This window comes from Mycobacterium sp. IEC1808, from assembly GCF_002101935.1.
Classification (GTDB): domain Bacteria; phylum Actinomycetota; class Actinomycetes; order Mycobacteriales; family Mycobacteriaceae; genus Mycobacterium.
The window spans coordinates 88985-113873 of sequence record NZ_LQPV01000068.1; the positions used below are offsets into that span (position 1 = coordinate 88985).

Here is a 24889-nt window from a genome sequence, read left to right on the forward strand (position 1 = left end):
GGCAAATGCGGTTGCTCCCATCAGGGACAATGGACAACGTGACCCCCACCCAACCGTCGCCGATCGCCCGCATTGACCTGCGCGGCGCGCAGCTGACGGCCGCCCGGCTGCGGGCGGCGCTCCCGCGCGGCGGCGCCGACGTGGACAGCGTGCTGCCCACGGTGCGGCCCATCGTGGAGGCGGTCGCGGAGGGCGGGGCCGAGGCGGCGCTGGAATACGGCGCCTCCTTCGACGGGGTGCGGCCGCCGGCCGTCCGGGTGCCCGCCGCGGCGCTCGACCAGGCACTGGCCGATCTGGCCCCCGCGGTAGCCGAGGCGCTGCGGGTGATGATCGAGCGCACCCGCGCCGTGCACGCCGACCAGCGCCGCACCGACGTCACCACCACGCTCGGCCCCGGCGCGACGGTCACCGAGCGGTGGGTTCCCGTCGAGCGCGTCGGGTTGTACGTACCCGGCGGCAACGCTGTCTATCCGTCCAGCGTGGTGATGAACGTGGTTCCGGCGCAGGCCGCCGGGGTCGGCTCGCTGGTGGTGGCCAGCCCGCCGCAGGCCGCCTTCGACGGGCTGCCTCACCCGACGATCCTGGCCGCGGCCCGGCTGCTCGGCGTCGACGAGGTGTGGGCCGTCGGCGGCGCCCAGGCCGTCGCGCTGCTGGCCTACGGTGGCACCGACACCGACGGTAGGGAGCTGGTGCCGGTCGACATGATCACCGGCCCCGGCAACATCTACGTCACCGCCGCCAAGCGGCTATGCCGCTCCCGGGTCGGCATCGACGCCGAGGCGGGGCCTACCGAGATCGCCATCCTCGCCGACCACACCGCCGACCCCGCGCACGTGGCCGCCGACCTGATCAGCCAGGCCGAGCACGACGAGATGGCGGGCAGTGTGCTGGTGACCCCCAGCGAAAGCCTGGCCGCCGCCACCGACACCGAGCTGGCCGCCCAGCTGCAAACGACGGTGCACCGTGAACGGGTGACGGCCGCACTAAGCGGCCCCCAGTCCGCGATCATCCTGGTCGACGACCTGGACGCCGGCGTCGAGGTGGTCAACGCCTACGCCGCCGAACACCTGGAAATCCAGACGGCCGACGCGGCAGCGGTCGCGGGCCGGATCCGTTCGGCCGGAGCCATTTTCGTGGGCCCGTATGCCCCGGTGAGCCTCGGCGACTACTGCGCCGGGTCCAACCACGTGCTGCCGACCGGCGGGAGCGCCCGCCACTCCAGCGGCCTGTCGGTGCAGACGTTCCTGCGCGGCATCCACGTCGTCGATTACACCGAGGCGGCGCTGAAAGACGTCTCCGGACATGTGGTCGCGCTGGCCGAGGCCGAGGACCTGCCGTCGCACGGCGAGGCGGTCCGGCGGAGGTTCGAGCGATGACGGAACGCAAGCAGCCCACGCTGGACGACCTGCCGCTGCGCGACGACCTGCGCGGCAAATCGCCGTACGGGGCACCGCAATTGGCGGTTCCGGTGCGCCTGAACACCAACGAGAACCCGCACCCGCCCACCAAGGCGCTGGTGGACGACGTGGTGCGGTCGGTGCGCGAGGCCGCGGTCGACCTGCACCGCTACCCCGACCGCGACGCGGTGGCCCTGCGCCGCGACCTGGCCGCCTACCTCACCGCCCAGACCGGGACCCCGCTCGACGTCGAAAACCTCTGGGCCGCAAACGGTTCCAACGAGATCCTGCAACAGCTGCTGCAGGCGTTCGGCGGGCCGGGGCGCAGCGCGATCGGGTTCGTCCCGTCCTACTCGATGCACCCGATCATCGCCGACGGCACCCGCACCGAGTGGCTCGAGGCGGCGCGCGCCGACGACTTCAGCCTCGACGTGGACGCCGCGGTCGCTGCCGTCACCGAACGCCAACCCGACGTCGTCTTCGTCGCCAGCCCGAATAACCCGTCCGGGCAAAGCGTTTCGCTCAACGACCTGCGGCGGCTGCTCGACGTGGTGCCGGGCATCCTGATCCTCGACGAGGCCTACGGCGAATTCTCCTCGCAGCCCAGCGCGGTGGCGTTGGTCCAGGAGTATCCGACCAAGCTCGTCGTCACCCGCACCATGAGCAAGGCGTTCGCGTTCGCCGGCGGCCGGCTCGGCTACCTGATCGCCACGCCGGCGATGATCGACGCGATGCTGCTGGTGCGGCTGCCGTATCACCTGTCGTCGGTCACCCAGGCCGCGGCCCGCGCCGCGCTGCGGCACGCCGACGACACCCTGGGCAGCGTCGCCACGCTGATCGCCGAACGGGAACGGGTCGCAACGGCGTTGAGCAGCATGGGTTTTCGGGTGATCCCCAGCGATGCGAACTTCGTGCTGTTCGGGGAATTCGCCGACGCGCCGGCCACCTGGCAGCGCTACCTGGACGCCGGCGTGCTGATCCGCGACGTCGGCATCCCCGGCTACCTGCGCGCCACGACGGGCCTGGCCGAGGAGAACGACGCCTTCCTGCGGGCCAGCGCCCAGATCGCGGCCACCGAACTGGCCCCAGCCACCTCAGTAGGAGCCCCGTGACCACCGAAGCACGCCGCGCGCGAATCGAACGGCGCACCAAGGAATCCGACATCGTCGTCGAGCTCGACCTCGACGGCACCGGACAGGTCGAGGTCGACACCGGGGTGCCGTTCTACGACCACATGCTCACGGCGCTGGGCAGCCACGCCAGCTTCGACCTGACCGTGCGCACCAAGGGCGACACCGAGATCGAGGGCCACCACACCATCGAGGACACCGCCATCGCGCTGGGCCAGGCGCTCGGGCAGGCGCTGGGCGACAAGAAGGGCATCCGGCGCTTCGGGGACGCCTTCATCCCGATGGACGAGGCGCTGGCCCACGCCGCGGTCGACGTGTCCGGGCGTCCCTACTGCGTGCACACCGGCGAGCCGGATCACCTGCAGCACACCACGATCACCGGCAGCTCGGTGCCGTATCACACCGTCGTCAACCGGCACGTGTTCGAGACGCTGGCCTCGAATGCCCGCATCGCGCTGCACGTGCGCGTCCTGTACGGCCGCGACCCGCACCACATCACCGAAGCCGAGTACAAGGCGGTGGCCCGCGCGCTGCGTCAGGCGGTCGAGCTCGATTCCCGGGTGTCGGGTGTGCCGTCCACCAAGGGTGTTCTGTGACGAAATCAATCGTGGTGCTCGACTACGGCTCGGGCAACCTGCGGTCGGCGCAACGCGCGCTGCAGCGGGTCGGCGCGTCGGTCGAGGTGACCGCCGACGCGGGCGCCGCTGCGGCAGCCGACGGGCTGGTGGTGCCGGGGGTCGGCGCCTTCGAGGCCTGCATGACGGGCCTGCGGAAGGTCGGGGGAGATCGCATCATCGCCGAGCGGGTGGCCGCCGGGCGCCCCGTGCTGGGCGTGTGCGTGGGCATGCAGATCCTGTTCGCCCGCGGGGTGGAATTCGGAGTGGAGACCAGGGGCTGCGGGCAGTGGCCGGGGTCCGTCACGCGGCTGGACGCCCCGGTGATCCCGCACATGGGCTGGAACGTCGTCAACGCCGCGCCCGGCAGCGTGCTGTTCAAGGGGCTGGCCGCCGACGCTCGCTTCTACTTCGTGCACTCCTACGCCGCACAGCGCTGGGAGGGTTCGGACGAGGCGTTGCTGACGTGGGCGACACACCAGGTGCCGTTCCTGGCCGCGGTCGAGGACGGCCCCCTGTCCGCCACCCAATTCCACCCGGAGAAGAGCGGTGACGCCGGAGCGGCCGTGCTGAGCAATTGGGTTGAGGGACTGTAAATGCCGTTGATTCTGTTACCGGCCGTCGACGTGGTCGAGGGCCGTGCCGTGCGCCTGGTGCAAGGCAAAGCCGGCAGCGAAACCGAGTACGGCTCGGCGCTGGACGCCGCGCTGGGCTGGCAGCGCGACGGCGCCGAGTGGATCCATCTGGTCGACCTAGACGCCGCGTTCGGCCGCGGCTCCAACCGCGAGCTGCTCGCCGAGGTGGTGGGCGAGCTCGACGTGAACGTGGAACTGTCCGGCGGGATCCGCGACGACGACTCGCTGGCCGCCGCGCTGGCCACCGGCTGCGCGCGGGTCAACCTCGGCACGGCCGCTTTGGAGAACCCGCAATGGTGCGCGCGGGCGATCGACGAACACGGTGACAAGGTGGCCGTCGGGCTCGACGTGCAGATCGTTGACGGCCAGCATCGGCTGCGCGGACGCGGCTGGGAGAGCGACGGCGGCGACCTCTGGGAAGTGCTGGAACGCCTTGACGGCCAAGGGTGTTCGCGGTACGTCGTCACCGACGTCACCAAGGACGGAACCCTGGGCGGCCCCAACCTGGAGCTGCTGGGCGCGGTGGCCGACCGCACCGCGGCCCCGGTGATCGCGTCGGGCGGCGTGTCGAGCCTGGACGACCTGCGCGCCATCACCACGCTCACCGACCGCGGGGTGGAGGGCGCCATCGTCGGCAAGGCGCTGTACGCCGGGCGGTTCACCCTGCCGCAGGCCCTGGCCGCGGTGAGGGCCTAGCCACATGGACCTCAACGCGATGGTGTCGCCCTTGGTCGACAAGGCGTCCGTCATCCTCGACGCCGCGGTGCCGCGCTTCCTCGAGGGCCACCGCGCCGATTCCGCGGTTGCCAAGAAGGGCAACGACTTCGCCACCGAGATCGACCTCGCGATCGAGCGGCAGGTCGTCACCGCGCTGCAGGCCACCACTGGGATCGGCGTGCACGGCGAGGAATTCGGCGGCACCGACGTGGACTCGCCGTGGGTGTGGGTGCTGGATCCCGTCGACGGCACGTTCAATTACGCCGCCGGGTCGCCGATGGCCGCGATCCTGCTGGCCCTGCTGCACGACGGCGAGCCGGTCGCTGGCCTGACCTGGCTGCCGTTCGTCGGCGAGCGCTACACCGCCATCGCGGGCGGTCCGCTGGTCAAAAACGGTACGCCGCAACCGTCCCTGGAAAACACGCAGCTCGCCGACAGCCTCCTCGCGGTCGGAACGTTCAGCGCCGACTCACGCGGCCGGTTCCCGGGGCGCTACCGGATTGCCCTGCTGGAGAACCTGAGCCGGGTCTCGTCGCGGCTGCGCATGCACGGCTCCACCGGCATCGACCTCGTCTACGTCGCCGACGGAATACTGGGCGCCGCAATAAGTTTCGGCGGACACGTATGGGATCACGCCGCCGGGGTGGCGCAGGTGAGGTCCGCGGGTGGCATCGTCACCGACCTGGCCGGCGAACCGTGGACGCCCAAGTCGGACTCGGTGCTGGCCGCGGCGCCCGGGGCGCACGGCGAGATCCTCGAGATCCTGCGTGCCGTCGGCGATCCGGAGGACTACTGAGATGTACGCGGATACCGGCCTTGCCGTGCGGGTAATCCCATGCCTGGACGTCGACGCCGGGCGGGTGGTCAAGGGCGTCAACTTCGAAAACCTCCGCGACGCCGGTGATCCGGTCGAGCTGGCCGCGGCCTATGACGCCGAAGGCGCCGACGAGCTCACTTTCCTGGACGTGACGGCGTCGTCGTCGGGCAGGGCGACCATGCTCGACGTGGTGCGCCGCACCGCCGAGCAGGTGTTCATCCCGCTCACGGTCGGCGGCGGGGTGCGCACCGTGGCCGACGTCGACACCCTGTTGCGCGCGGGCGCCGACAAGGTCTCCGTCAACACCGCCGCGATCGCGCGGCCCGACCTGCTCGCCGAAATGGCAACGCAATTCGGTTCTCAGTGCATCGTGTTGTCCGTCGACGCCCGCAAGGTGCCCGCCGGATCGGCGCCGACGCCGTCGGGCTGGGAGGTCACCACCCACGGCGGGCGCCGGGGCACCGGCATCGACGCCGTCGAATGGGCGGCCCGCGGCGCCGAGCTCGGGGTGGGGGAGATCCTGCTCAACTCGATGGACGCCGACGGCACCAAGGCGGGCTTCGACCTGCCGATGCTGCGCGCGGTCCGCGCGGCCGTCACGGTGCCGGTGATCGCCAGCGGCGGAGCCGGGGCGGTGGAACACTTCGCGCCCGCCGTCGCCGCCGGGGCGGATGCGGTCTTGGCGGCCAGCGTGTTTCACTTCCGCGAGCTGACCATCGGCCAGGTGAAGGCCGCGATGGCGGCAGAACAGATCACGGTCCGATGACGCTCGACCCGAACATCGCCGCGCGGTTGAAGCGCAACGCCGAAGGCCTCGTCACCGCCGTCGTACAGGAGCGCGGCAGCGGCGACGTGCTCATGGTCGCCTGGATGGACGACGACGCGCTGGCCCGGACCCTGGAAACCCGTGAGGCCACGTACTATTCGCGATCCCGCGGCGAACAGTGGATCAAGGGGGCGACCTCGGGCCACACCCAGCACGTCCACTCGGTGCGCCTGGACTGCGACGGGGACACCGTCCTGCTGACCGTCGATCAGGTCGGCGCCGCCTGCCACACCGGCGATCACAGTTGCTTCGACGCCGACCAGTTGCTGGGGCCCCAGGACTGATCGATCCTAGTGGCGATCGCAAGCGCGGCGTAGCCGGGCGCTGCGGGTCGCCGCCATCGGCTCAGCTCGGCGCGACGTCCAACCCGGTGGCCGCGGCGATCGCGGCGCGCGCCCATTCGTGGCGGAACACGGCCGGCGCGATGCGATCACGGCGGATCATCTCCAAGTCGATGGCCTTTCCGGTGAGCGCCGCGTTGGGCACCCGGAAGGAAAACGCGGTTTCGCCGGTGGCCACCGCCAGGATGGCGTCGCTATCGGTGAAATGGTTTGCGACCATGACGTTTTCGGCCCACTTGAACGGCTTGAGGCCGCCGAAGCTCGGGACGTATACCACCCACAGTCGGGTGCCGCGCCCGTTGTACAGGTTGGTGAGCGCGCGGTTCACCGCGTCGTACTCGAGCGGGCCCAGCACGCCCGACTGATCGGTGATCTGTCCGGAGAGCTGGATCGGCGCCGGGGTTGTAGCGGCGTTGCCGGGCGCCGACGGCGCGACCGACGCCGACGACGCGGCGGGGTTGTGCCGGTGGCTTCGGGTGCCCAGGGCGCGAACCCCGAAGTAGGCGCCGACGGCGACCACCGCGATTGCGACGAGGGCCGCGATCGCCACGACCGGGCCGCGCCCGCCTGCCTTGGGCGCGGGCGGCGGCGCGCTCGTGGACTTCGGGATCACCGCCGTCGGCGCCGGAATGACCGTGGTGGGCCCGGCGGTCACTTCTGACGCGGCGGTGCCGACCTGGCCGCCCAGCGCCGCGGCGAAGTCGGCGCACGTCGGGTAGCGGTCCTCGGGTTTCTTCGCGAGGGCCTTGGCGATGGCGCCGTCGAGGTCGGCCAGCTCGGGCCTGCGCTCGCTGATGTTCGGCGGCGGCGCGGACAGGTGCTGGGTGATGACCACCGCCGGGTTGGAGTGGTGAAACGGGGCGGACCCGGCCAGCAGGTCGAACGCGGTGCAGCCCAGCGCGTATTGGTCGGCCCGCCCGTCCACGTCGAGGCCCTGCAGCTGCTCGGGCGCGCAGTACGCGGTGGTGCCCACCAACATGTTGGTCGCGGTCAGGCCGCTGATGTCGCCGAGCTCGCGGGCAATCCCGAAGTCGGCGAGCAGAACTCGCCGTCGCGGGCTTGCATCGGTGAGCAGGATGTTGGCCGGCTTGACGTCGCGATGCAGCAGCCCGCGTGAATGGGCGTAGTCGAGCGCGTCGGCGACGGCCGAAATGATCTCGACCACATCGGCTTTCGGCATCCCGGACGGATACTGAGTCCGCAGCAGCTTCGCCGCGTCGGTTCCCTCCACGTAGTCCATCGAGATCCACAGCTGCCCGTCGTATTCCCCGCGGTCGTGGATGCCGACGATGTGCTCGTTGTACAGGCTCGCCGCCAGGTCGGCCTCGCGGTTGAAGCGCTGGCGGAATTCGTCGTTCGCGGTCAGCTCGCTGGGCAGGATCTTCAGGGCGTCGCGGCGCGGCAGCCGCGGGTGCTGCGCCAGATACACCTGGCCCATGCCGCCGGTCCCCAGACGCCGAATGATCGTGTACCCGGCGAAAACCTGCCCCTCGGTCAGGCCTGCGCTGCGGGCACCGCTTTCTGGCATGTGAGCATGGTACTGAGCCAGCGGACACGCAAAGCCGTAATCGCAAGGAGCTGCCCATGGTGTCGGCCCGACCCGCGCTGTACCGGCCCGCGCGGCCCCTGGCCGAGCATGTCGAGTTCTTCGGTCATTGGCGACACCGCGGGCCCACCTACCGAAGCCGGGCGCTGCCCCGCGGCGCGGTGACCATCGTCTTCGACGTCGGGCGGCGTCAGCGCCTGGACTTCTACGCCGCCGACGGCCGCACCCGTTTGACGGTTCCGCCCGCGGTCGTGACCGGACCGCACCGCGCGGCGTACATCACAGACATCGCGGCCGACGAGCCCGCCATGGCCATTCACTTCCGGCCCGGGGGCGCGTTTCCGTTTCTCGGGATCCCGCTCGGCGACCTGCAAGACGTCGCCGTGGGCCTCGACGACATCTGGGGGCGCAGCGGCAGCGAGCTGCACGAGAGCTTGATCGCCGCCCCGTCGGTCGCCGCCCGGTTCGGCATCCTCGAAGAGTTCTTGCTGTCGCGGGCCCGGTTCTCCGTGCGCCGCGACCCGGGTGTCGCCGCCGCGCTGGGGGCCGTCGAGGCCAACCCCTCGGTGCGGATGGCCGAACTGCGCCGCCTGACGGGGCTGTCGACCAAGCGGATGATCGCGCTGTTCCGGGCCGAGGTCGGGCTGGCGCCGAAGGCCTACGCGCGGGTGCGTCGCCTGCAGGCGGCGCTGCGGCAGCTCGGCGCGGCGACCGCGGGCGGTGCGCGCATCGCCGCGGACACCGGTTATTTCGACCAGGCACACTTCGTTCGCGAGTTCCGCGCGTTTACCGCGATGACGCCGACGCAATACGGTCGGCAGCCGCTCGTGCTGCCCAGCCACGTCCCCGTCGAGGGGCACAAAAATCCAATACCGCCCACGCCGGCGGCGTCATGATCGGGGCATGGACAACACCAGAGAAGCGGTAGCGGCCACCGGGCTGCTCGCGGCGGCGGTGCGCGCCGAGGAAGCCGGGCGCGACGAGCCGCTCTTCGCCGACCCGTTCGCCGAACGGCTGGCCGGCGACGACGGCCGACGGTTGCTGGCCGACGCGGTCGCGGCGACCGGACAGTCGCCGGCGGAGATCGCCATTCGCACACGCTTTTTCGACGAGGCTCTGCTCGACGCCCAGCGCGACGGCGCGTCGCAGGTGGTGATCCTGGCCGCCGGCATGGACGCCCGCGCATACCGCCTTCAGTGGCGACCGGGCACGACGGTCTACGAGGTGGACCAGCCGCAGGTGATCGCGGCCAAGGACGAGCGACTGGCCGGTGCGACGCCGCGATGCCGCCGTGTCGCGGTCGGCATCGACCTGTCCGACGATTGGCCGGAAGCGCTTGTCCGCCAAGGGTATTCGTCATCGGCGAAGACGGCGTGGCTGGTGGAGGGCTTGCTGCAGTACATCGAGGCGGAGGCCGTCGACAGCCTGTTCGCGCGCATCGACGCGCTGTCGGCCCCGGGGCATGTGCTGCTCTACAACGTGATCGGCCAGACCCTGCTGGAGGCGCCGTTCCTGCAGTCGACGCAGGAATTCATGCGCCGCCTCGGCGCGCCATGGGTCTTCGGCACCGACACACCGGGCGCCCTCGTCGAGGGCCGCGGCTGGACCGCCGTCGTCACCGACGTGGCCGAACCCCGCAGTCGGTGGCACCGTTGGGAGCACCCGGTCGTCCCGATGGACGTGCCCGGCGTGCCGCGCGGCTACTTCGTGGCGGCGACCAAGGCGTGAAGCCGGCCTGACCCGGGCGCACCCGTCGGGCGCCGGTGCGCGTCATCGGCGACAATGGCGGGCGATGCTGAAACGGCTGTCCTGGGCGTCCTGGACCACAGCGGTGCCGGTGATCGCCGTCTTCGTGCTGACCGCCACCTGGGGCGAGCACCTCGGGCCGGTGCTGATCGCGCTGCAGGCCGTGCTGTTGATCGGCGCCGTGCTGGCGGCCGTCCAGCACGCCGAGGTGGTCGCGGCCCGCGTCGGCGAGCCGTTCGGGTCGCTGGTGCTCGCGGGCGCGGTGACGATCATCGAGGTGGCCCTGATCGTCGAGTTGATGGCGTCGGGCGGCAACGAGGCGGCCACGCTCGCCCGGGACACCGCGTTCGCCGCGTTCATGATCACCACCAACGGGATCGCGGGTTTGTCGCTGTCGTGGGGTTCCCGGCGCTACGGCGTGACGTTGTTCAACGCCGAGGGCAGCGGAGCCGCCTTGGCCACGCTGACGACATTGGCGACCCTGAGCCTCGCGCTGCCCGCGTTCACCATCAGCCATCCCGGCAAGGAGTTCTCGCCGGGCCAGCTCATCTTCACGGCGGTCATCTCGCTCCTGCTCTACCTGCTGTTCGTGTTCACCCAGACCGTCCGGCATCGCGACTTCTTCCTGCCGGTCGCGCAGAAGGGCCAGAAGCGGCTCTTCGAGGAGGACGAGAACCACGCCGACCCGCCGAGCGCGCGTGCGGCGCTGGTCAGCCTGGTGTTGCTGCTCGTCGCGCTGGTGGCGGTGGTGGGCCTGGCCGAACAGGAGTCGCCGGCCGTCGAACGCCTGGTGACGGCGGCCGGCTTCCCCCAGTCGTTCGTCGGCGTCGTGATCGCGATGCTGGTGCTGCTGCCCGAGACGCTCGCGGCGGTGCGCGCGGCCCGACGCGGCCGCATCCAGACCAGCCTCAATCTCGCCTACGGCTCCGCGATGGCCAGCATCGGGCTCACGATCCCCGCCATCGCGCTGGCGAGCATTTGGCTGAAAGGGCCGCTGGTGCTCGGCCTGGCGCCCACTCAGTTGGTGCTGCTGGCCCTGACCGTGGTGATCAGCATGCTGACCGTGGTGCCCGGCCGCGCCACCCGGCTGCAGGGCGAGGTGCACCTGGTGTTGCTCGCCGCCTACGTGTTTTTGGCGATCATTCCCTGATCAAAGACCGCGAGAAGACACAAAATCGCCCAAAACGACACGATTTAGGGCGATTTTGCGTCTGTTCGCGAGGAGGGCGGTGCTACGCCGAAGACCGTGCCCGCAGCGTCTCCAGCGCCTTGTCGGCGTGGGTGTCCATGCTGAATTCGCTGGCGATCACGTCGAGCACTGTGCGGTCGGTGTCGATGACGAACGTCGTGCGCTTGACCGGCATCAGCTTGCCGAGCAGGCCACGCTTGACGCCGAACTGCGCGGCGACCGTGCCCTCGGTGTCCGACAGCAGCGGGTAGTCGAACTTGCGCAGGTCGGCGAACTTGGCCTGCTTCTCGACGGGGTCGGCGCTGATGCCGACCCGGTTGGCGCCGACGGCGGCGAATTCGGAGGCCAGGTCGCGGAAGTGGCAGGCCTCCTTGGTGCAGCCGGGCGTCATCGCGGCGGGGTAGAAGAACAGCACCACGGGGCCGTCGGCAAGCAGGGCGCTCAGCTTGCGCGGCGTTCCCGTCTGGTCGGGGAGCTCGAAGTCGGCCACGGTGTCACCAGGTTTCATGCGCGTCACGCTACGCGTGCCGCGAGCGTAACGGCAGTGCGAAAAGCGGGCCCTGAAATCGCAGCCACGTTACGCTCGCGGGCCGCCCACACACGTCTGGGAAGATGGGTCGGTGCACGCCCACCTCGCCTCCGGCACCTCACGGGAGGAGTTCCGCCACCTCGCCGCGGAGCACCGTGTGGTCCCGGTGACCCGCAAGGTCTTGGCCGACAGCGAAACTCCGCTGTCGGCCTATCGCAAGCTCGCCGACAACCGGCCCGGCACGTTTCTGCTGGAGTCCGCGGAAAATGGGCGGTCCTGGTCGCGGTGGTCCTTCATCGGCGCGGGGGCGCCGTCGGCGCTGACCGTGCGCGACGGCGAAGCGGTGTGGCTGGGCGCAGTGCCGCAGGATGCGCCGACGGGCGGCGACCCGCTGCGGGCGCTGCGCGCCACCCTCGAGCTGCTGGCCACCGCCGCCATGCCCGGGCTGCCGCCGCTGTCGGGCGGCATGGTCGGCTTTTTCGCCTACGACCTGGTGCGACGGCTGGAACGCCTGCCCGAACTGGCCGTCGACGACCTGCACCTGCCCGACATGCTGCTGCTCCTGGCCACCGACCTCGCGGCCGTGGACCACCACGAGGGCACCATCACGCTGATCGCCAACGCCGTGAACTGGAACGGCACCGACGAGCGCGTCGACGAGGCCTACGACGACGCGGTTGCTCGCCTGGACGTGATGACCAAGGCGCTGGGCCAGCCGCTGCCGTCGACCGTCGCCACGTTCGCTCGGCCCGAGCCCAGGCACCGCTCGCAGCGCACCGTCGAGGAATACGGCAAGATCGTCGACTACCTCGTCGAGCAGATCGCGGCGGGCGAGGCGTTCCAGGTGGTGCCCTCGCAGCGCTTCGAGATGGACACCGACGTCGACCCCATCGACGTGTACCGGATGCTGCGGGCCACCAACCCGAGCCCCTACATGTACCTGGTGCACGTGCCCAACAGCGCTGGGGCAACGGACTTTTCGATCGTCGGGTCCAGCCCGGAGGCGCTGGTCACCGTCGCCGACGGCTGGGCCACCACGCACCCCATTGCCGGGACCCGCTGGCGCGGCGACACCGACGAAGAGGATCAGCTGCTGGAAAAGGAACTGCTGGCCGACGACAAGGAACGCGCCGAGCACCTGATGCTCGTCGACCTGGGCCGCAACGACCTCGGCCGGGTCTGCACCCCCGGCACCGTCCGCGTCGACGACTACAGCCACATCGAGCGCTACAGCCACGTCATGCACCTGGTGTCGACGGTGACCGGGATGCTCGGCGAGGGCCGCACCGCGCTGGACGCGGTGACGGCCTGCTTCCCGGCCGGCACGCTCTCGGGCGCGCCCAAGGTGCGGGCGATGGAGCTCATCGAGGAGGTGGAGAAGACCCGCCGCGGCCTCTACGGCGGCGTGGTCGGTTACCTCGACTTCGCCGGCAACGCCGACTTCGCGATCGCCATCCGCACCGCGCTGATGCGCGACGGCACCGCCTACGTTCAGGCCGGCGGTGGGGTGGTGGCCGATTCCAACGGCCCCTACGAGTACACCGAGGCCTCCAACAAGGCGCGGGCGGTGCTCAACGCGATCGCGGCCGCGGAGACGCTGACCGCGCCGCCGCCGGGCCGCGATGGCTGATTCCCGCCGGTCCCGGCTCCCGATCGTTATCGCCCAACTGCTGCTGGTGGTGGCCGCGGGCGCGCTGTGGGTGGCGTCGCGGCTGCCGTGGGTGGTGATCCGCTCGTTCGACGGGCTGGGCCCCCCGAAGCAGGTGACGTTGTCGGGCGGCTCCTGGTCGACGGCGCTGCTGCCGTTGGCGCTGCTGATGCTGGCCACCGCCGTCGCGGCGCTCGCGGTGCGGGGCTGGCCGCTGCGGATCCTGGCCGTGCTGCTGGCCGCGGCCAGCCTGGCGGTCGGCTATCTGGGGATCAGCCTGTGGGTGCTTCCGGAGGTGGCCGCGCGCGGCGCCGAACTGGCGCATGTCCCGCTGATGTTCCTGGTCGGAAGCGAACGGCGGTACGTCGGCGCCGCGGTCGCGGTGGCCGCCGCCGTGTGCACACTGATCACGGCCGTCTTGTTGATGCGGTCCGGTGGGCTGCCGCGCGAGAGCGCAACGAAATACGCGGCGCCCGCGACCCGCCGTTCGAATGCGCTACGCGAAACCGATCGCGGGGCGATGCTGGAGGGGCAGCAGCCGGAGATGTCGGAGCGGATGATTTGGGATGCGCTTGACGAGGGACACGACCCGACCGATCGGGCCGGTGGGTCAGACAGCGAGGGTCGGTGATGAGCCGTGAGGCGACGGTCGCTACCCTTCATTGACGTCATCGAAATCGGCTGAGTAACCGAGTGACAGTGGGATGGCAGTGGGAAGGGAACGACAGGCATGAGTCCGGCATCCGTGCTTGACTCCATCCTCGAGGGAGTCCGAGCCGACGTTGCCGCGCGCGAAGCCGTTGTCAGCCTGAGCGAGATCAAAGCGGCCGCCGCCGCGGCGCCCCCGCCCTTGGACGTCATGGCAGCGTTGCGCGAGCCCGGTATCGGCGTCATCGCCGAGGTCAAGCGCGCCAGCCCGTCGGCGGGTTCACTAGCGCCGATTGCCGATCCGGCCAAGCTGGCCCGGGCCTACGAAGACGGTGGCGCCCGCATCATCAGCGTCCTGACCGAGGAACGGCGTTTCAACGGCTCGCTCGACGACCTCGACGCGGTGCGCGCCGCGGTCTCAATTCCCGTCCTGCGCAAGGACTTTGTGGTGCAGCCCTATCAGATCCACGAGGCGCGTGCGCACGGCGCGGACATGCTGTTGCTCATCGTCGCCGCGCTGGAGCAGTCGGCGCTGGTGTCGATGCTCGACCGCACCGAGTCGCTCGGTATGACCGCGCTCGTCGAGGTGCACACCGAGGAAGAGGCCGACCGGGCTTTGAAGGCGGGGGCCAACGTGATCGGCGTGAACGCGCGCGATCTCACCACGCTGAACGTGGACCGGGATTGCTTCGCGCGCATCGCTCCGGGGCTGCCCAGCAACGTGATCAGGATCGCCGAATCCGGCGTCCGCGGCACCGGGGACCTGCTGGCCTACGCCGGCGCCGGCGCCGACGCCGTGCTGGTCGGTGAAGGACTGGTCAAAGCCGGTGACCCCCGCGCGGCGGTTGCCGATCTGGTCACCGCGGGCACCCACCCGTCCTGCCCGAAACCGTCTCGCTAGGACGCCGATGAGCCGTCCCCGCGTCGAGAATTGGTGATGGTAGACCTGTCCCGCCCGGAGCTTCCGCTTTCGAGTGCGGCCATCGCCGAACCCACCCGTCACGACCCCGATCCGGGTGGTCATTTCGGCGTGTACGGCGGCCGTTACGTCGCCGAGGCGCTGATGGCGGTGATCGAGGAAGTCACCGCCGCGTACGAAAAGGAACGCGTCAACCCCGACTTCCTGGACACCCTCGACGACCTGCAGGCCAACTACGCGGGCCGGCCCTCGCCGCTCTACGAGGCCACCCGGCTGTCCGAGCACGCCGGGTCGGCGCGGATCTTCCTCAAGCGAGAAGACTTGAACCACACCGGTTCTCACAAGATCAACAATGTGCTGGGCCAGGCTCTGCTGGCCAAGAGGATGGGCAAGACCCGGGTGATCGCCGAAACGGGCGCCGGCCAGCACGGCGTGGCCACCGCCACCGCGTGCGCATTGCTCGGGCTGGACTGCGTGGTCTACATGGGCGCCGTGGACACCGCGCGCCAGGCGCTCAACGTGGCGCGGATGCGGCTGTTGGGCACCGAGGTCGTCTCCGTCGACAGCGGCTCGCAAACGCTCAAGGACGCCATCAACGAGGCGTTCCGCGACTGGGTCACCAACGCCGACAACACCTACTACTGCTTCGGCACCGCGGCGGGCCCACACCCGTTCCCGACCATGGTGCGCGACTTTCAGCGCGTCATCGGCCTGGAGGCCCGCGCTCAGATCCAGGCGCAGGCCGGCCGGTTGCCCGACGCGGTCACCGCGTGCATCGGCGGCGGGTCCAACGCCATCGGCATCTTCCACGCCTTCATCGACGATCCGAGCGTGCGGCTGATCGGGTTCGAGGCGGCCGGGGACGGCGTCGAGACCGGCCGGCACGCGGCGACGTTCACCGGCGGTTCCCCGGGGGCATTCCAGGGGTCGTACTCGTACCTGTTGCAGGACGAGGACGGCCAGACCATCGAATCCCATTCCATCTCAGCCGGTCTGGACTACCCGGGCGTGGGCCCCGAACACGCGTGGCTGCGGGAAACCGGACGCGCCGAATACCGGCCCATCACCGACGCCGAGGCGATGGACGCGTTCGGGCTCCTGTGCCGTACCGAGGGCATCATCCCGGCCATCGAATCCGCGCACGCGGTGGCCGGCGCCGTCAAGCTCGGCGCCGAGCTGGGCAAGGGTGCGGTCATCGTCGTGAACCTGTCGGGGCGCGGCGACAAGGACGTCGAGACGGCCGCGAAGTGGTTCGGCCTGCTGGGGTCCGGCGACAAGTGACGGTCGAACAGAGCCAAGCAAGCCGGCTGGGGCCGACCTTCGATGCCTGCCGCAAGGACAATCGCGCGGCGCTGATCGGTTATCTGCCCACCGGTTATCCCGACGTGGCCACTTCGCGGGAAGCGATGATCGCCCTCGTCGAATCCGGTTGCGACATCATCGAAGTCGGCGTGCCGTATTCGGATCCGGGCATGGACGGCCCCACCATCGCCCGGGCCACCGAGGCGGCGCTGCACGGGGGAGTGCGGGTCCACGACACGCTGGCCGCGGTCGAGGCGATCAGCGCGGCCGGCGGGCGCGCGGTGGTGATGACGTACTGGAACCCGGTGCTGCGCTACGGCGTTGCCGCCTTCGCGCGCGATCTGGCCGCGGCGGGCGGGCACGGCCTGATCACCCCCGACCTCATTCCCGACGAAGCCGGGCAGTGGCTGGCGGCGTCCGAGGAGCATCGGTTGGATCGCATCTTCCTGGTGGCGCCGTCCTCGACCCCGCAGCGGTTGGTCACGACGGTTGAGGCGTCGCGGGGATTCGTCTACGCCGCTTCGACCATGGGGGTGACGGGCGCGCGTGACGCGGTGTCTCAGGCGGCGCCCGAATTGGTGCGCCGGGTCAAAGAGGTGTCCGACATTCCCGTCGGCGTCGGCCTCGGGGTCCGCTCGCGGGAGCAGGCCGCGCAGATCGGCAGCTACGCCGACGGGGTGATCGTCGGGTCCGCGTTGGTGTCGGCGCTGGGCGACGGCGGATTGCCCGCGCTGCGCGCGCTGACGGCAGAACTGGCCGCCGGTGTGCGGCTCAGGGTGGCCGCATCGTGACGCATCTGCTCGCCTACATCCCCAGCCCGCCGCAGGGCGTGTGGCACCTGGGGCCGGTGCCCATTCGGGCCTATGCCTTGTTCATCATCGCCGGCATCGTGGCGGCGCTGATGATCGGCGACCGGCGCTGGGAGGCGCGCGGCGGGCAGCGCGGCGTGATCTACGACATCGCGCTGTGGGCAGTGCCGTTCGGCTTGGTGGGCGGCAGGCTCTATCACCTGGCCACCGACTGGCGGACCTATTGGGGTCCGGGCGGCGCCGGTTCCGTGGCGGCGCTGCGCATCTGGGACGGCGGCCTGGGCATCTGGGGCGCGGTGGCCCTCGGCGCCGTCGGCGCGTGGATAGGCTGCCGGCGTCACGGAATTCCGTTGCCGGCGTTCGGCGACGCGATAGCGCCCGGAATCATCTTGGCGCAGGCGATCGGCCGGCTGGGAAACTACTTCAACCAGGAGCTCTATGGCCGGGACACCACACTGCCGTGGGGTTTGGAGATCTTTTACCGGCGTGATCCCTCCGGATACGTCGACCCGCATTCGCTCGACGGCGTCTCGACGGGTCAGGTCGCGCTCGTCGTGCAACCGACGTTCCTGTACGAATTGCTTTGGAACCTGCTGGTTTTCGTCGCATTGATCTACATCGACCGGCGATTCAACTTCGGCCATGGGCGGCTCTTCGCGCTCTACGTCGCCGCCTACTGCGTCGGGCGCTTCGGCGTCGAGCTGCTGCGCAACGACACGGCCACGCAGATCGCCGGGATCCGGATCAACGTCTTCACAGCAACTTTCGTGTTCATCGGGGCCGTTGTCTACATCATCCTGGCGCCCAAGGGCCGCGAAGACCCCGCGACTCTGCACGGCACCGATCACGGCGCCGAGGAAGCGCCAAAGCCCAAGCCGGCACCCAAGCCTGACCGCGAGCCGGAAGCTGAGCCCGAACTCGAGCCGATCACCGGCTTGCGGGTATTGCCGGCGGCCGGGGTGGCCGCGGTCTTGGCGGCGGGGAAGGCGACGAAACGGCTGATACCGCGGAGGCGGTCGGGTCCGCTGGAGGCCGACGAGGCAGAAGCCGACGAGGCCGAGACCGTGAAAGCGGAGGCCGCCGAGCCGACGGTCGAAGAGCCGGCAACCGTCGAGGCCGAAGTCGCGGAGCCTGAAGAAGCCGAAACCGCTGAGGAAGAGGTCGCGGAAGCCGAAGAGGCTGAAGAGGAACAGGCCGAAACTGCCGAGGCCGAGGTCGCGGAACCGGAAGTAGCGGAGGCCAAAACCCCAGAGCCTGAGGAAGCCGAAGCGGAGGCCGAAGCCGAAGAAGCCGGGGCCGAAGCCGAAGAAGCCGAAGAGCCCGCGACCGAAGAGCCCGAAACCGCCGAAGCCGAGGCCGAAGAGGCTGAAGAGGAACAGGCCGAAACTGCCGAGGCCGAGGTCGCGGAACCGGAAGTAGCGGAGCCCGAAACTCCAGAGCCTGAGGAAGCCGAAGCGGACGCCGAGGCCGAAGAAGTCGGGGCCGAAGAGGCCGCGACCGAAGAGCCCAAAACAGCCGAAGCCGAAGAAGCCGAGGCCGAAGAGCCCGAGACCGAAGAATCTGACGAGGGAGAGGTCGCGGACGCGGAGGCCGCCGTGGCGGAGGCGGTCGAAAGTGAACCCGCGGAAGCCGAGCCCGCGGAGGCCGCGGAGGATGAGGCCGTCGCGACCGAGGCTGCGGACGCCGAAGTCGAGGAGCCCGAAGCTGAAGAGCTCGAACCCGAGGCCGAGGCGGAACCCGAGGCCGAGGCGGAACCGGAAGCCGAGGAATCGGAGGCCGACGAGCCCGAAGCCGAAGAGCCGCAAGATGATTCGGAGCCGCCCGAACCGGACGAACCCGCGGCCGAGGAGCAGCAGGCCGAGCCCGCGACGGACGCCGACGAAACCCCCGCCGATGACACCGGTTCAACCCGGCGGCGGCTGAACTTCCGGCTGAGGACCCGACGCCGCGGCTGACGGCCAAAACTCTTCGGCGGGCGGGGACCGGATCTGGCATGCTGAAATCGTGACTGACCAGCCGTGGAACGACGCCACCCCGTCGGGCCCGCCGCCGCAGCAGCCGGGATATCAGCCCGGATATCCGCCGCAGTACCCGCAACATCCCGCGGCTGGCCCTTACTACGACCCGGCGGCGCCCTATGGCCGGCATCCGGTGACCGGGCAACCGTTTTCGGACAAATCGAAAACCGTCGCGGGCCTGCTGCAGCTGCTCAGCCTGATCGGCGTCGGCGGCATCGGGCGCTTCTACATCGGTGACATCGGGATCGGCGTCGCACAGCTGCTGGTGGGCTGGCTCACCTGTGGAATCGGACTGATCTGGCCGATCGTCGACGCGATTCTGATGTTGACCGGCAACGTCCCCGACTCACAGGGACGCCCGCTGCGCGATGGCACCTGATTCCTCATCGCGCGTGCCGGACGCCACGCACCGTCACCGGACCGCCGTCGCGGCGGGCACCGGGGTGTTGCTGGCCGGCGCGCTCGGCTATGTCGGCCTGGTCGACCCACACAACGTGAATTCGGTGTATCCGCTGTGCCCGTTCAAGTGGCTCACCGGCTGGAATTGTCCCCTCTGCGGTGGCCTGCGCATGACGCACGACCTGCTGCACGGTGACCTGATGGCCACCATCAACGACAACGTCTTCCTGCTGTTCGGTATCCCGATGCTGGCCGGATGGATCCTGCTTCGCCGCCGCACCGGCCGGTCGGTCCTGCCGATGCCGGCGGTGGTGACCGTCGTGGTCGCGGCGATCGCCTGGACGGTACTGCGCAATCTTCCGGGTTTCCCGTTGGTGCCGACCGTCCTCAGCGGGTAGCCGCAGTCCGTCGAGTCGGTTAACTCGGGCTGCGATCGCCTAGCACGACTATGCTGGGTCGCCGTGAGTAGACGCGGGAAGATCGTCTGCACCCTTGGCCCTGCAACCAACTCGGACGAGATGATTCTGGCGCTGGTGGAGGCCGGAATGGACGTCGCCCGAATGAACTTCAGCCACGGCGATTACGCCGACCACAAGGCTGCCTACGACCGCGTGCGGGCCGCCTCGGACACCACCGGGCGCGCGGTCGGCGTGCTCGCCGACCTGCAGGGCCCGAAGATCAGGCTCGGGCGCTTCGCGACGGGATCGACGTTCTGGGCCGACGGGGACACGGTCCGGATCACCGTCGCGGACTGCGAAGGCACCCACGACCGGGTCTCGACCACCTACAAGAAGTTGGCCAAGGACGCCACGGTCGGTGACCGCGTCCTGATCGACGACGGCAAGGTGGGCCTCGTCGTCGACGCCATCGACGGCGACGACGTCGTCTGCACCGTCGTCGAGGGCGGCCCGGTCAGCAACAACAAGGGCATCTCGCTGCCCGGCATGAACGTCTCCGCCCCCGCCTTGTCCGAAAAGGACATCGAGGATCTGACCTTCGCGCTGAACCTGGGCGTCGACCTGGTCGCGCTGTCGTTCGTCCGCTCGCCGTCCGACGTCGAGCTGGTGCACGAGGTGATGGATCAGATCGGGCGGCGGGTACCGGTGATCGCCAAGCTGGAGAAGCCCGAGGCCGTCGACAACCTGGAAGCCATCGTGCTGGCCTTCGACGCCATCATGGTGGCCCGCGGCGACCTGGGCGTCGAGCTGCCGCTGGAAGAGGTGCCGCTGGTGCAGAAGCGGGCCATCCAGATCGCCAGGGAGAACGCCAAACCCGTCATCGTGGCGACCCAGATGCTGGACTCGATGATCGAAAGCTCGCGCCCCACCCGCGCCGAGGCGTCCGACGTCGCCAACGCCGTGCTCGACGGCACCGACGCGGTGATGCTGTCCGGCGAGACGTCGGTGGGCAAGTATCCGCTGGCGGCGGTCCGCACGATGGCGCGCATCATCTGCGCGGTGGAGGAGAATTCCACCGCCGCCCCGCCGTTGGCGCACGTGCCGCGCACCAAGCGGGGAGTGATCTCCTACGCCGCCCGCGACATCGGCGAGCGCCTGGACGCCAAGGCGCTGGTCGCATTCACCCAATCCGGCGACACAGTGAAGCGGTTGGCGCGGCTGCACACCCCGCTGCCGCTGCTCGCCTTCACCGCGTGGCCCGAGGTGCGCAGCCAACTCGCGATGACCTGGGGTACCGAGACGTTCATCGTCCCGATGATGACGTCGACCGACGGCATGATCCGCCAGGTCGACAAGTCGCTGCTCGAGCTCGGTCGCTACAAGCGCGGGGACCTGGTGGTCATCGTCGCGGGCGCGCCGCCGGGCACAGTAGGCTCGACCAACCTGATCCATGTGCACCGGATCGGGGAGGACGACGTCTAAGGAGCTGAGGAGTGCCCGTGCCGGCTGGCAACGATTTCGAGGAACTGCTAGCCCTGCTCGATCTGAACTGCATCTCCGAAAATCAGTTCGTCGGCTCCCATCCCAGCAAGAACCCGATGCGCACGTTCGGCGGCCAGCTCATGGCGCAGTCGTTCGTCGCGAGCAGCCGCACGCTGGCTCAGGACGATCTGCCGCCCAGCGCGCTCTCGGTGCACTTCATCAACGGCGGCGACATCACGAAGGACATCGAATTCCATGTGACGCGCCTGCGCGACGAGCGGCGGTTCGCCAACCGGCGCGTCGACGCCGTGCAGGACGGGATCCTGCTGTCCACGGCGCTGATCTCCTACATGTCGGGCGGCCCCGGCCTCGAGCACGGCGTCGACCCGCCGCAGGTCGCCTCGCCGCACGCGCAGCCGTCGCTCGCCGAGCTGTTGCGCGGCTACGAAAAGATCGTGCCGCACTTCGTCAATGCCCTGCAGCCGATCGAATGGCGCTTCACCAACGATCCCTCGTGGGTCATGCGCGACAAGGGCGAGCGGCTGCCCCATAACAGGGTCTGGATGAAGGCGCTGGGTGCGTTGCCCGACGACCCGGTGCTGCACACCGCGACCATGTTGTTCTCCTCGGACACCACGGTGCTGGACTCGGCCATCACCACGCACGGGCTGTCCTGGGGCTTTGACCGCATCTTCGCGGCGTCCGCCAACCATTCGGTGTGGTTCCACCGACAGGTCGATTTCAACAACTGGGTGTTGTACTCGACGTCCTCGCCGGTGGCCGCGGATTCCCGCGGGCTCGGCACCGGCCATTTCTTCGACCGCTCCGGGCAGGTCGTCGCCACGGTGGTGCAGGAGGGCGTGCTGTTATATTTCCCGGCTTCCGGACGATAGACAGGTCACAGTGCGGCATACCCGCAGGAAAACCGCCTGATTTGCGCCCACTCGGGCCGTGATCGGGCGTAAGTTCCAATCAGCCGGGTATTCGCTGCGAAGGCGGTGATCAGGCCGCCAAGCTGGACTTATCGCATCGGGAGGTGAGAGTGAACGGGCCCGTTGACGTCGCAGCCAAACCCCGCGCGGGGGAACGCGTTGTCGTCCACGTCGATTCACGGGCCGCGCGCTGGGTTGGGGCGCTGGCCATGCTGTGCGCGGCCGGGTGGTTGATCCTCATCTTGGCGCGCCACCACCAACAGCCTTACTGGCACTACTCCGACCGGCTGGGCTGGTCGCTGACGGTCCTGGGCGCGGTGGCCTTCATCGCGCGCGGCATCTTCCTGGGCCGTCCGGTGACGGCCATGCACGCCGTCGCCGCGGCGCTTTTCGTGGTGGCGGGGCTGGGCGCGCACGTGCTGTCCTTCGACCTGCTCGGGGACTTGCTGATCGTTGGCTCCGGGATGGTGCTGATGTGGCCGACCACCGCGCACCCGCGGCCCGAGGACCTGCCCCGCATCTGGAAGTTGATCGATGCCAGCACCGACGACCCGCTGGCCCCGTTCACCATGCAGACGGGCAAGTGCTACCACTTCACGCCGGACGGCACCGCCGCGCTGGCGTATCGGACCCGGCTGGGTTACGCCGCGGTCGGTGGCGACCCCGTCGGCGACGCAGCGAAGTTCCCCGAGTTGGTCGCCGACTTCGCCGCCATGTGCCACACCCACGGGTGGCGGATCGCGGTGGTCGGGTGCAGCGAGCGCCGACTCGGCCTATGGCGCGACCCGGCGGTGCTCGGGCAAACGTTGCGCGCGATACCGATCGGGCGCGACGTCGTCGTCGACGTGGCGAGCTTCGAGATGGAGGGACGCAAGTTCCGCAACCTGCGGCAGGCGGTGAAGCGCACCCACAACTTCGGCGTCACCACCGAGATCGTGGACGAGCAGCAACTCGACGAGAAACTGCTTGCCGAGCTCACGGACGTGGTGCGCTCCTCGCCCAGCGGCGCTCATTATGATCGCGGCTTCTACATGAACCTCGACGGCGTGCTGGAGGGCCGGTTCCCGGGCATCCGGCTGATCATCGCCAGGGACGCCTCGGGCCGGGTGCAGGGTTTTCATCGGTACGCGACCGCCGGCGGGGGCAGCGACGTCAGCCTCGACGTGCCGTGGCGTCGCCGCGGGGCGCCCAACGGCATCGACGAGCGGCTCAGCGTCGACATGATCATGGCCGCGAAAGAAGCTGGTGCGCAACGGGTATCGCTGTCGTTCGCGGCGTTTCCGGAGATCTTCGAGGACAAGGACCGCGGCCGGGTCCAGCGGGTGTTCTACCGGCTGATCCACGTGCTCGACCCGCTGATCGCGCTCGAGTCGCTGTACCGCTACGTGCGCAAGTTCCACGCGATGGACGCCCGGCGCTACGCGGTGATCTCGATGACCCAGCTGGTCCAGTTGGTGGTCGTGCTGTTGACGCTGGAGTTCACGCCGCGCCGGCGGCACCTGTGAGCGACGGGCTGTGCGGTGACGCGAAGCGCGCAGCCGCCTCGGAAGAGACGCGGCGGCCGGGCAGGCTATTGCGGTGCAACAGGCCTCGACGGCGTGAACACGACTGGCATCGATTCCAATCCACTGACGAAATTCGCTGGACGCCGGGGTAATTCGGCGCTGTCGGCGAGGCGCAGGTCGGGCAGACGGTCCAGCACCCGGGCGAGCATCAGCGAGAGCTCCAGCCGCGCCAACTGGTTGCCCAGGCAGAAGTGGGTTCCAAAGCCGAATGCGAGGTGATTGTTCGGGTTTCGGTCTATCCGAAAGTTTTCGGGGTCACCGAAAACCGTCTCGTCGAAGTTGGCCGACTCGAACAAGAGCATGATCTTTTCGCCGGTCTGCAGCCGCACACCGTGGAACTCGGTTTCTGTTGTGAGGGTGCGGCACATGTTCTTGATCGGCGACGTCCACCGCAGCATTTCCTCGACCGCCCAGGGCAGCAGGCTCGGGTCGTTGCGCAGCCCTTCCCATTGGTCGCGGTGCCGCAGCAACTGTTCGATCCCGCCGGAGAGGGTGTGGCGGGTGGTTTCATCGCCGCCGATGAGGATCAGCAGTGACTCGTAAATGAGTTCGTCGTCCGACAGCCTACGGCCGTCGATTTCGGCGTTGGCCAGCACGCTGAACAGGTCATCCGTCGGGCGGCTCCGGCGTTCGACGATGGCGTCCCTGGCGAACGATGTGTACGCGGCGAATGCGTCCATCACCGCTTGCACCGACGCCTCGTCGTCCGGCGCGCTGGGGCCGCCCACCAACGCTTCCGACCACTTCAGCAGCGTCGCGCGCTCCTCGGGCAAAACGCCCAGCATGTCACCGATCACCGCCATCGGCAGCGGCGCGGCGATGTCGCGGACAAGGTCGCAGGTTCCTGATTCGCAGACGTCGTCGATCAGGGCGTCGCACATCCGCAGGATTGCCGGCGCCTTGTTCCGTACCCTCTTGCCGGTGAAGGCGGCGCTGACCAGCTTGCGCCGCAGCAGATGTTCGGGATCGTCCATGTCGATCATGTAGGGCATCCGCGCGAATGCGGGTCGGATGCCGCCGGCATTGGAGAAGAGCTGCGGATTGCGCTCGGCGTCGATAACGGCCTGATAGGTGGCTGCCGCGGCCAGTCCGGTGGCGTCGCGGAAGACCGGCTGATTCTGACGCATCCAGCGATAGGCTTCGCGGGCACGCCCGCCGGAGTAGAAGTGGCCGTCGGTCAGGTCGATATCAAGTGTGTTCGGTTTCGCCCCCATGTGGGCTAACGTTATGCACCCCAAGCGAACTCGTCTAGCCAAAGTACGCGTCGCGGCAGCCGGAAAAC

At 69.5% G+C, this 24889-nt stretch carries 25 protein-coding genes; 22 read left to right on the top strand and 3 right to left on the bottom strand.

Features of this window, described 5'->3' with window-relative positions; all coding sequences use genetic code 11:
- Positions 1–29: 29 nt before the first annotated feature.
- The 8 genes from hisD to hisI are packed head-to-tail and all read left to right on the top strand — an operon-like array spanning position 30 to position 6420.
- On the top strand, positions 30–1376 hold the full coding sequence (gene hisD / locus AWB92_RS26705; RefSeq protein WP_085191039.1) for a histidinol dehydrogenase: 1347 nt from the start codon (positions 30–32) through the stop codon (positions 1374–1376).
- Positions 1373–2509: a histidinol-phosphate transaminase gene (locus tag AWB92_RS26710; protein WP_085191042.1), complete on the top strand. Its 1137-nt coding sequence runs from the start codon at positions 1373–1375 to the stop codon at positions 2507–2509. The genes hisD and AWB92_RS26710 overlap by 4 nt, the downstream gene beginning before the upstream one ends.
- Positions 2506–3123, top strand: coding sequence for an imidazoleglycerol-phosphate dehydratase HisB (hisB, locus tag AWB92_RS26715; RefSeq protein WP_085191044.1), 618 nt, complete (start codon positions 2506–2508; stop codon positions 3121–3123). The genes AWB92_RS26710 and hisB overlap by 4 nt, the downstream gene beginning before the upstream one ends.
- The gene (gene hisH / locus AWB92_RS26720) at positions 3120–3737 is read left to right on the top strand and encodes an imidazole glycerol phosphate synthase subunit HisH (protein ID WP_085191046.1); all 618 of its coding nucleotides are present in this window, start codon (positions 3120–3122) and stop codon (positions 3735–3737) included. The genes hisB and hisH overlap by 4 nt, the downstream gene beginning before the upstream one ends.
- Positions 3738–4472 (top strand): bifunctional 1-(5-phosphoribosyl)-5-((5-phosphoribosylamino)methylideneamino)imidazole-4-carboxamide isomerase/phosphoribosylanthranilate isomerase PriA, encoded by a 735-nt coding sequence (gene priA, locus AWB92_RS26725; RefSeq protein WP_085191048.1) that lies wholly within the window; start codon positions 3738–3740, stop codon positions 4470–4472.
- 4 nt (positions 4473–4476) lie between these two features.
- Positions 4477–5289 (top strand): inositol monophosphatase, encoded by an 813-nt coding sequence (locus AWB92_RS26730; RefSeq protein WP_085191050.1) that lies wholly within the window; start codon positions 4477–4479, stop codon positions 5287–5289.
- A gap of 1 nt (position 5290) precedes the next feature.
- Positions 5291–6076: an imidazole glycerol phosphate synthase subunit HisF gene (hisF, locus tag AWB92_RS26735; RefSeq protein ID WP_085191052.1), complete on the top strand. Its 786-nt coding sequence runs from the start codon at positions 5291–5293 to the stop codon at positions 6074–6076.
- Positions 6073–6420 carry a phosphoribosyl-AMP cyclohydrolase gene (gene hisI / locus AWB92_RS26740; RefSeq protein WP_085191054.1) on the top strand — a complete coding sequence of 116 codons (348 nt, stop codon included), beginning with the start codon at positions 6073–6075 and terminating at the stop codon, positions 6418–6420. Before hisF ends, hisI begins: the two co-directional genes overlap by 4 nt.
- A gap of 61 nt (positions 6421–6481) precedes the next feature.
- Here hisI and AWB92_RS26745 read toward each other — a convergent pair whose 3' ends face one another.
- Positions 6482–8005 (bottom strand): serine/threonine-protein kinase, encoded by a 1524-nt coding sequence (locus AWB92_RS26745; RefSeq protein ID WP_085191056.1) that lies wholly within the window; start codon positions 8003–8005, stop codon positions 6482–6484.
- A gap of 59 nt (positions 8006–8064) precedes the next feature.
- Here AWB92_RS26745 and AWB92_RS26750 point away from each other — a divergent pair, with 59 nt between their 5' ends.
- The 3 genes from AWB92_RS26750 (at position 8065) to AWB92_RS26760 (ending at position 10919) form a co-directional block, all read left to right on the top strand.
- Entirely contained in the window at positions 8065–8919 is an 855-nt protein-coding gene (locus tag AWB92_RS26750; RefSeq protein ID WP_085191396.1) for a helix-turn-helix domain-containing protein, read from the top strand.
- 7 nt (positions 8920–8926) lie between these two features.
- A complete protein-coding gene (locus AWB92_RS26755; RefSeq protein ID WP_085191058.1) occupies positions 8927–9751 on the top strand; it encodes an SAM-dependent methyltransferase in 825 nt (274 codons plus the stop codon).
- A gap of 64 nt (positions 9752–9815) precedes the next feature.
- On the top strand, positions 9816–10919 hold the full coding sequence (locus AWB92_RS26760) for an ionic transporter y4hA (RefSeq protein ID WP_085191060.1): 1104 nt from the start codon (positions 9816–9818) through the stop codon (positions 10917–10919).
- An 82-nt stretch (positions 10920–11001) separates the two neighbouring features.
- Here AWB92_RS26760 and AWB92_RS26765 read toward each other — a convergent pair whose 3' ends face one another.
- A complete protein-coding gene (locus tag AWB92_RS26765) occupies positions 11002–11466 on the bottom strand; it encodes a peroxiredoxin (protein WP_068177757.1) in 465 nt (154 codons plus the stop codon).
- Between the two features lie 112 nt (positions 11467–11578).
- Here AWB92_RS26765 and AWB92_RS26770 point away from each other — a divergent pair, with 112 nt between their 5' ends.
- From AWB92_RS26770 to AWB92_RS26820, 11 genes are all read left to right on the top strand, one after another.
- On the top strand, positions 11579–13117 hold the full coding sequence (locus tag AWB92_RS26770; protein WP_085191062.1) for an anthranilate synthase component I: 1539 nt from the start codon (positions 11579–11581) through the stop codon (positions 13115–13117).
- The gene (locus AWB92_RS26775) at positions 13110–13766 is read left to right on the top strand and encodes a TIGR02234 family membrane protein (protein ID WP_085191064.1); all 657 of its coding nucleotides are present in this window, start codon (positions 13110–13112) and stop codon (positions 13764–13766) included. Before AWB92_RS26770 ends, AWB92_RS26775 begins: the two co-directional genes overlap by 8 nt.
- Before the next feature lie 99 nt (positions 13767–13865).
- The gene (gene trpC / locus AWB92_RS26780) at positions 13866–14684 is read left to right on the top strand and encodes an indole-3-glycerol phosphate synthase TrpC (RefSeq protein WP_068103923.1); all 819 of its coding nucleotides are present in this window, start codon (positions 13866–13868) and stop codon (positions 14682–14684) included.
- Positions 14685–14717: 33 nt separating this feature from the next.
- On the top strand, positions 14718–15983 hold the full coding sequence (gene trpB / locus AWB92_RS26785) for a tryptophan synthase subunit beta (protein WP_193791432.1): 1266 nt from the start codon (positions 14718–14720) through the stop codon (positions 15981–15983).
- Positions 15980–16795 (top strand): tryptophan synthase subunit alpha, encoded by an 816-nt coding sequence (trpA, locus tag AWB92_RS26790; RefSeq protein WP_085191066.1) that lies wholly within the window; start codon positions 15980–15982, stop codon positions 16793–16795. Before trpB ends, trpA begins: the two co-directional genes overlap by 4 nt.
- Positions 16792–18768, top strand: a complete 1977-nt coding sequence (gene lgt, locus AWB92_RS26795; protein ID WP_241523600.1) for a prolipoprotein diacylglyceryl transferase — start codon at positions 16792–16794, stop codon at positions 18766–18768. Before trpA ends, lgt begins: the two co-directional genes overlap by 4 nt.
- 49 nt (positions 18769–18817) lie before the next feature.
- Positions 18818–19210 carry a TM2 domain-containing protein gene (locus AWB92_RS26800; RefSeq protein ID WP_173817497.1) on the top strand — a complete coding sequence of 131 codons (393 nt, stop codon included), beginning with the start codon at positions 18818–18820 and terminating at the stop codon, positions 19208–19210.
- 13 nt (positions 19211–19223) lie between these two features.
- Positions 19224–19628, top strand: coding sequence for a DUF2752 domain-containing protein (locus tag AWB92_RS26805; protein WP_241523601.1), 405 nt, complete (start codon positions 19224–19226; stop codon positions 19626–19628).
- Between the two features lie 63 nt (positions 19629–19691).
- Positions 19692–21110 carry a pyruvate kinase gene (gene pyk, locus AWB92_RS26810; RefSeq protein WP_085191072.1) on the top strand — a complete coding sequence of 473 codons (1419 nt, stop codon included), beginning with the start codon at positions 19692–19694 and terminating at the stop codon, positions 21108–21110.
- Positions 21111–21121: 11 nt separating this feature from the next.
- On the top strand, positions 21122–22003 hold the full coding sequence (locus AWB92_RS26815) for an acyl-CoA thioesterase II (protein WP_142282331.1): 882 nt from the start codon (positions 21122–21124) through the stop codon (positions 22001–22003).
- A 149-nt stretch (positions 22004–22152) separates the two neighbouring features.
- Positions 22153–23547, top strand: a complete 1395-nt coding sequence (locus AWB92_RS26820; RefSeq protein WP_085191074.1) for a phosphatidylglycerol lysyltransferase domain-containing protein — start codon at positions 22153–22155, stop codon at positions 23545–23547.
- 65 nt (positions 23548–23612) lie between these two features.
- Here the strand turns inward: AWB92_RS26820 and AWB92_RS26825 are convergent, their stop codons facing one another.
- Entirely contained in the window at positions 23613–24821 is a 1209-nt protein-coding gene (locus tag AWB92_RS26825) for a cytochrome P450 (protein ID WP_085191076.1), read from the bottom strand.
- Positions 24822–24889 lie beyond the last annotated feature (68 nt).

Bases quoted from the DNA above. Each gene is read 5' to 3' on its own strand.
- hisD (WP_085191039.1), top strand. From the start codon at position 30: ATGGACAACGTGACCCCCACCCAACCGTCGCCGATCGCCCGCATTGAC.
- AWB92_RS26710 (WP_085191042.1), top strand. From the start codon at position 1,373: ATGACGGAACGCAAGCAGCCCACGCTGGACGACCTGCCGCTGCGCGAC.
- priA (WP_085191048.1), top strand. From the start codon at position 3,738: ATGCCGTTGATTCTGTTACCGGCCGTCGACGTGGTCGAGGGCCGTGCC.
- AWB92_RS26730 (WP_085191050.1), top strand. From the start codon at position 4,477: ATGGACCTCAACGCGATGGTGTCGCCCTTGGTCGACAAGGCGTCCGTC.
- hisF (WP_085191052.1), top strand. From the start codon at position 5,291: ATGTACGCGGATACCGGCCTTGCCGTGCGGGTAATCCCATGCCTGGAC.
- hisI (WP_085191054.1), top strand. From the start codon at position 6,073: ATGACGCTCGACCCGAACATCGCCGCGCGGTTGAAGCGCAACGCCGAA.
- AWB92_RS26745 (WP_085191056.1), bottom strand. From the start codon at position 8,005: ATGCCAGAAAGCGGTGCCCGCAGCGCAGGCCTGACCGAGGGGCAGGTT.
- AWB92_RS26755 (WP_085191058.1), top strand. From the start codon at position 8,927: ATGGACAACACCAGAGAAGCGGTAGCGGCCACCGGGCTGCTCGCGGCG.
- AWB92_RS26760 (WP_085191060.1), top strand. From the start codon at position 9,816: ATGCTGAAACGGCTGTCCTGGGCGTCCTGGACCACAGCGGTGCCGGTG.
- AWB92_RS26765 (WP_068177757.1), bottom strand. From the start codon at position 11,466: ATGAAACCTGGTGACACCGTGGCCGACTTCGAGCTCCCCGACCAGACG.
- AWB92_RS26775 (WP_085191064.1), top strand. From the start codon at position 13,110: ATGGCTGATTCCCGCCGGTCCCGGCTCCCGATCGTTATCGCCCAACTG.
- trpC (WP_068103923.1), top strand. From the start codon at position 13,866: ATGAGTCCGGCATCCGTGCTTGACTCCATCCTCGAGGGAGTCCGAGCC.
- AWB92_RS26825 (WP_085191076.1), bottom strand. From the start codon at position 24,821: ATGGGGGCGAAACCGAACACACTTGATATCGACCTGACCGACGGCCAC.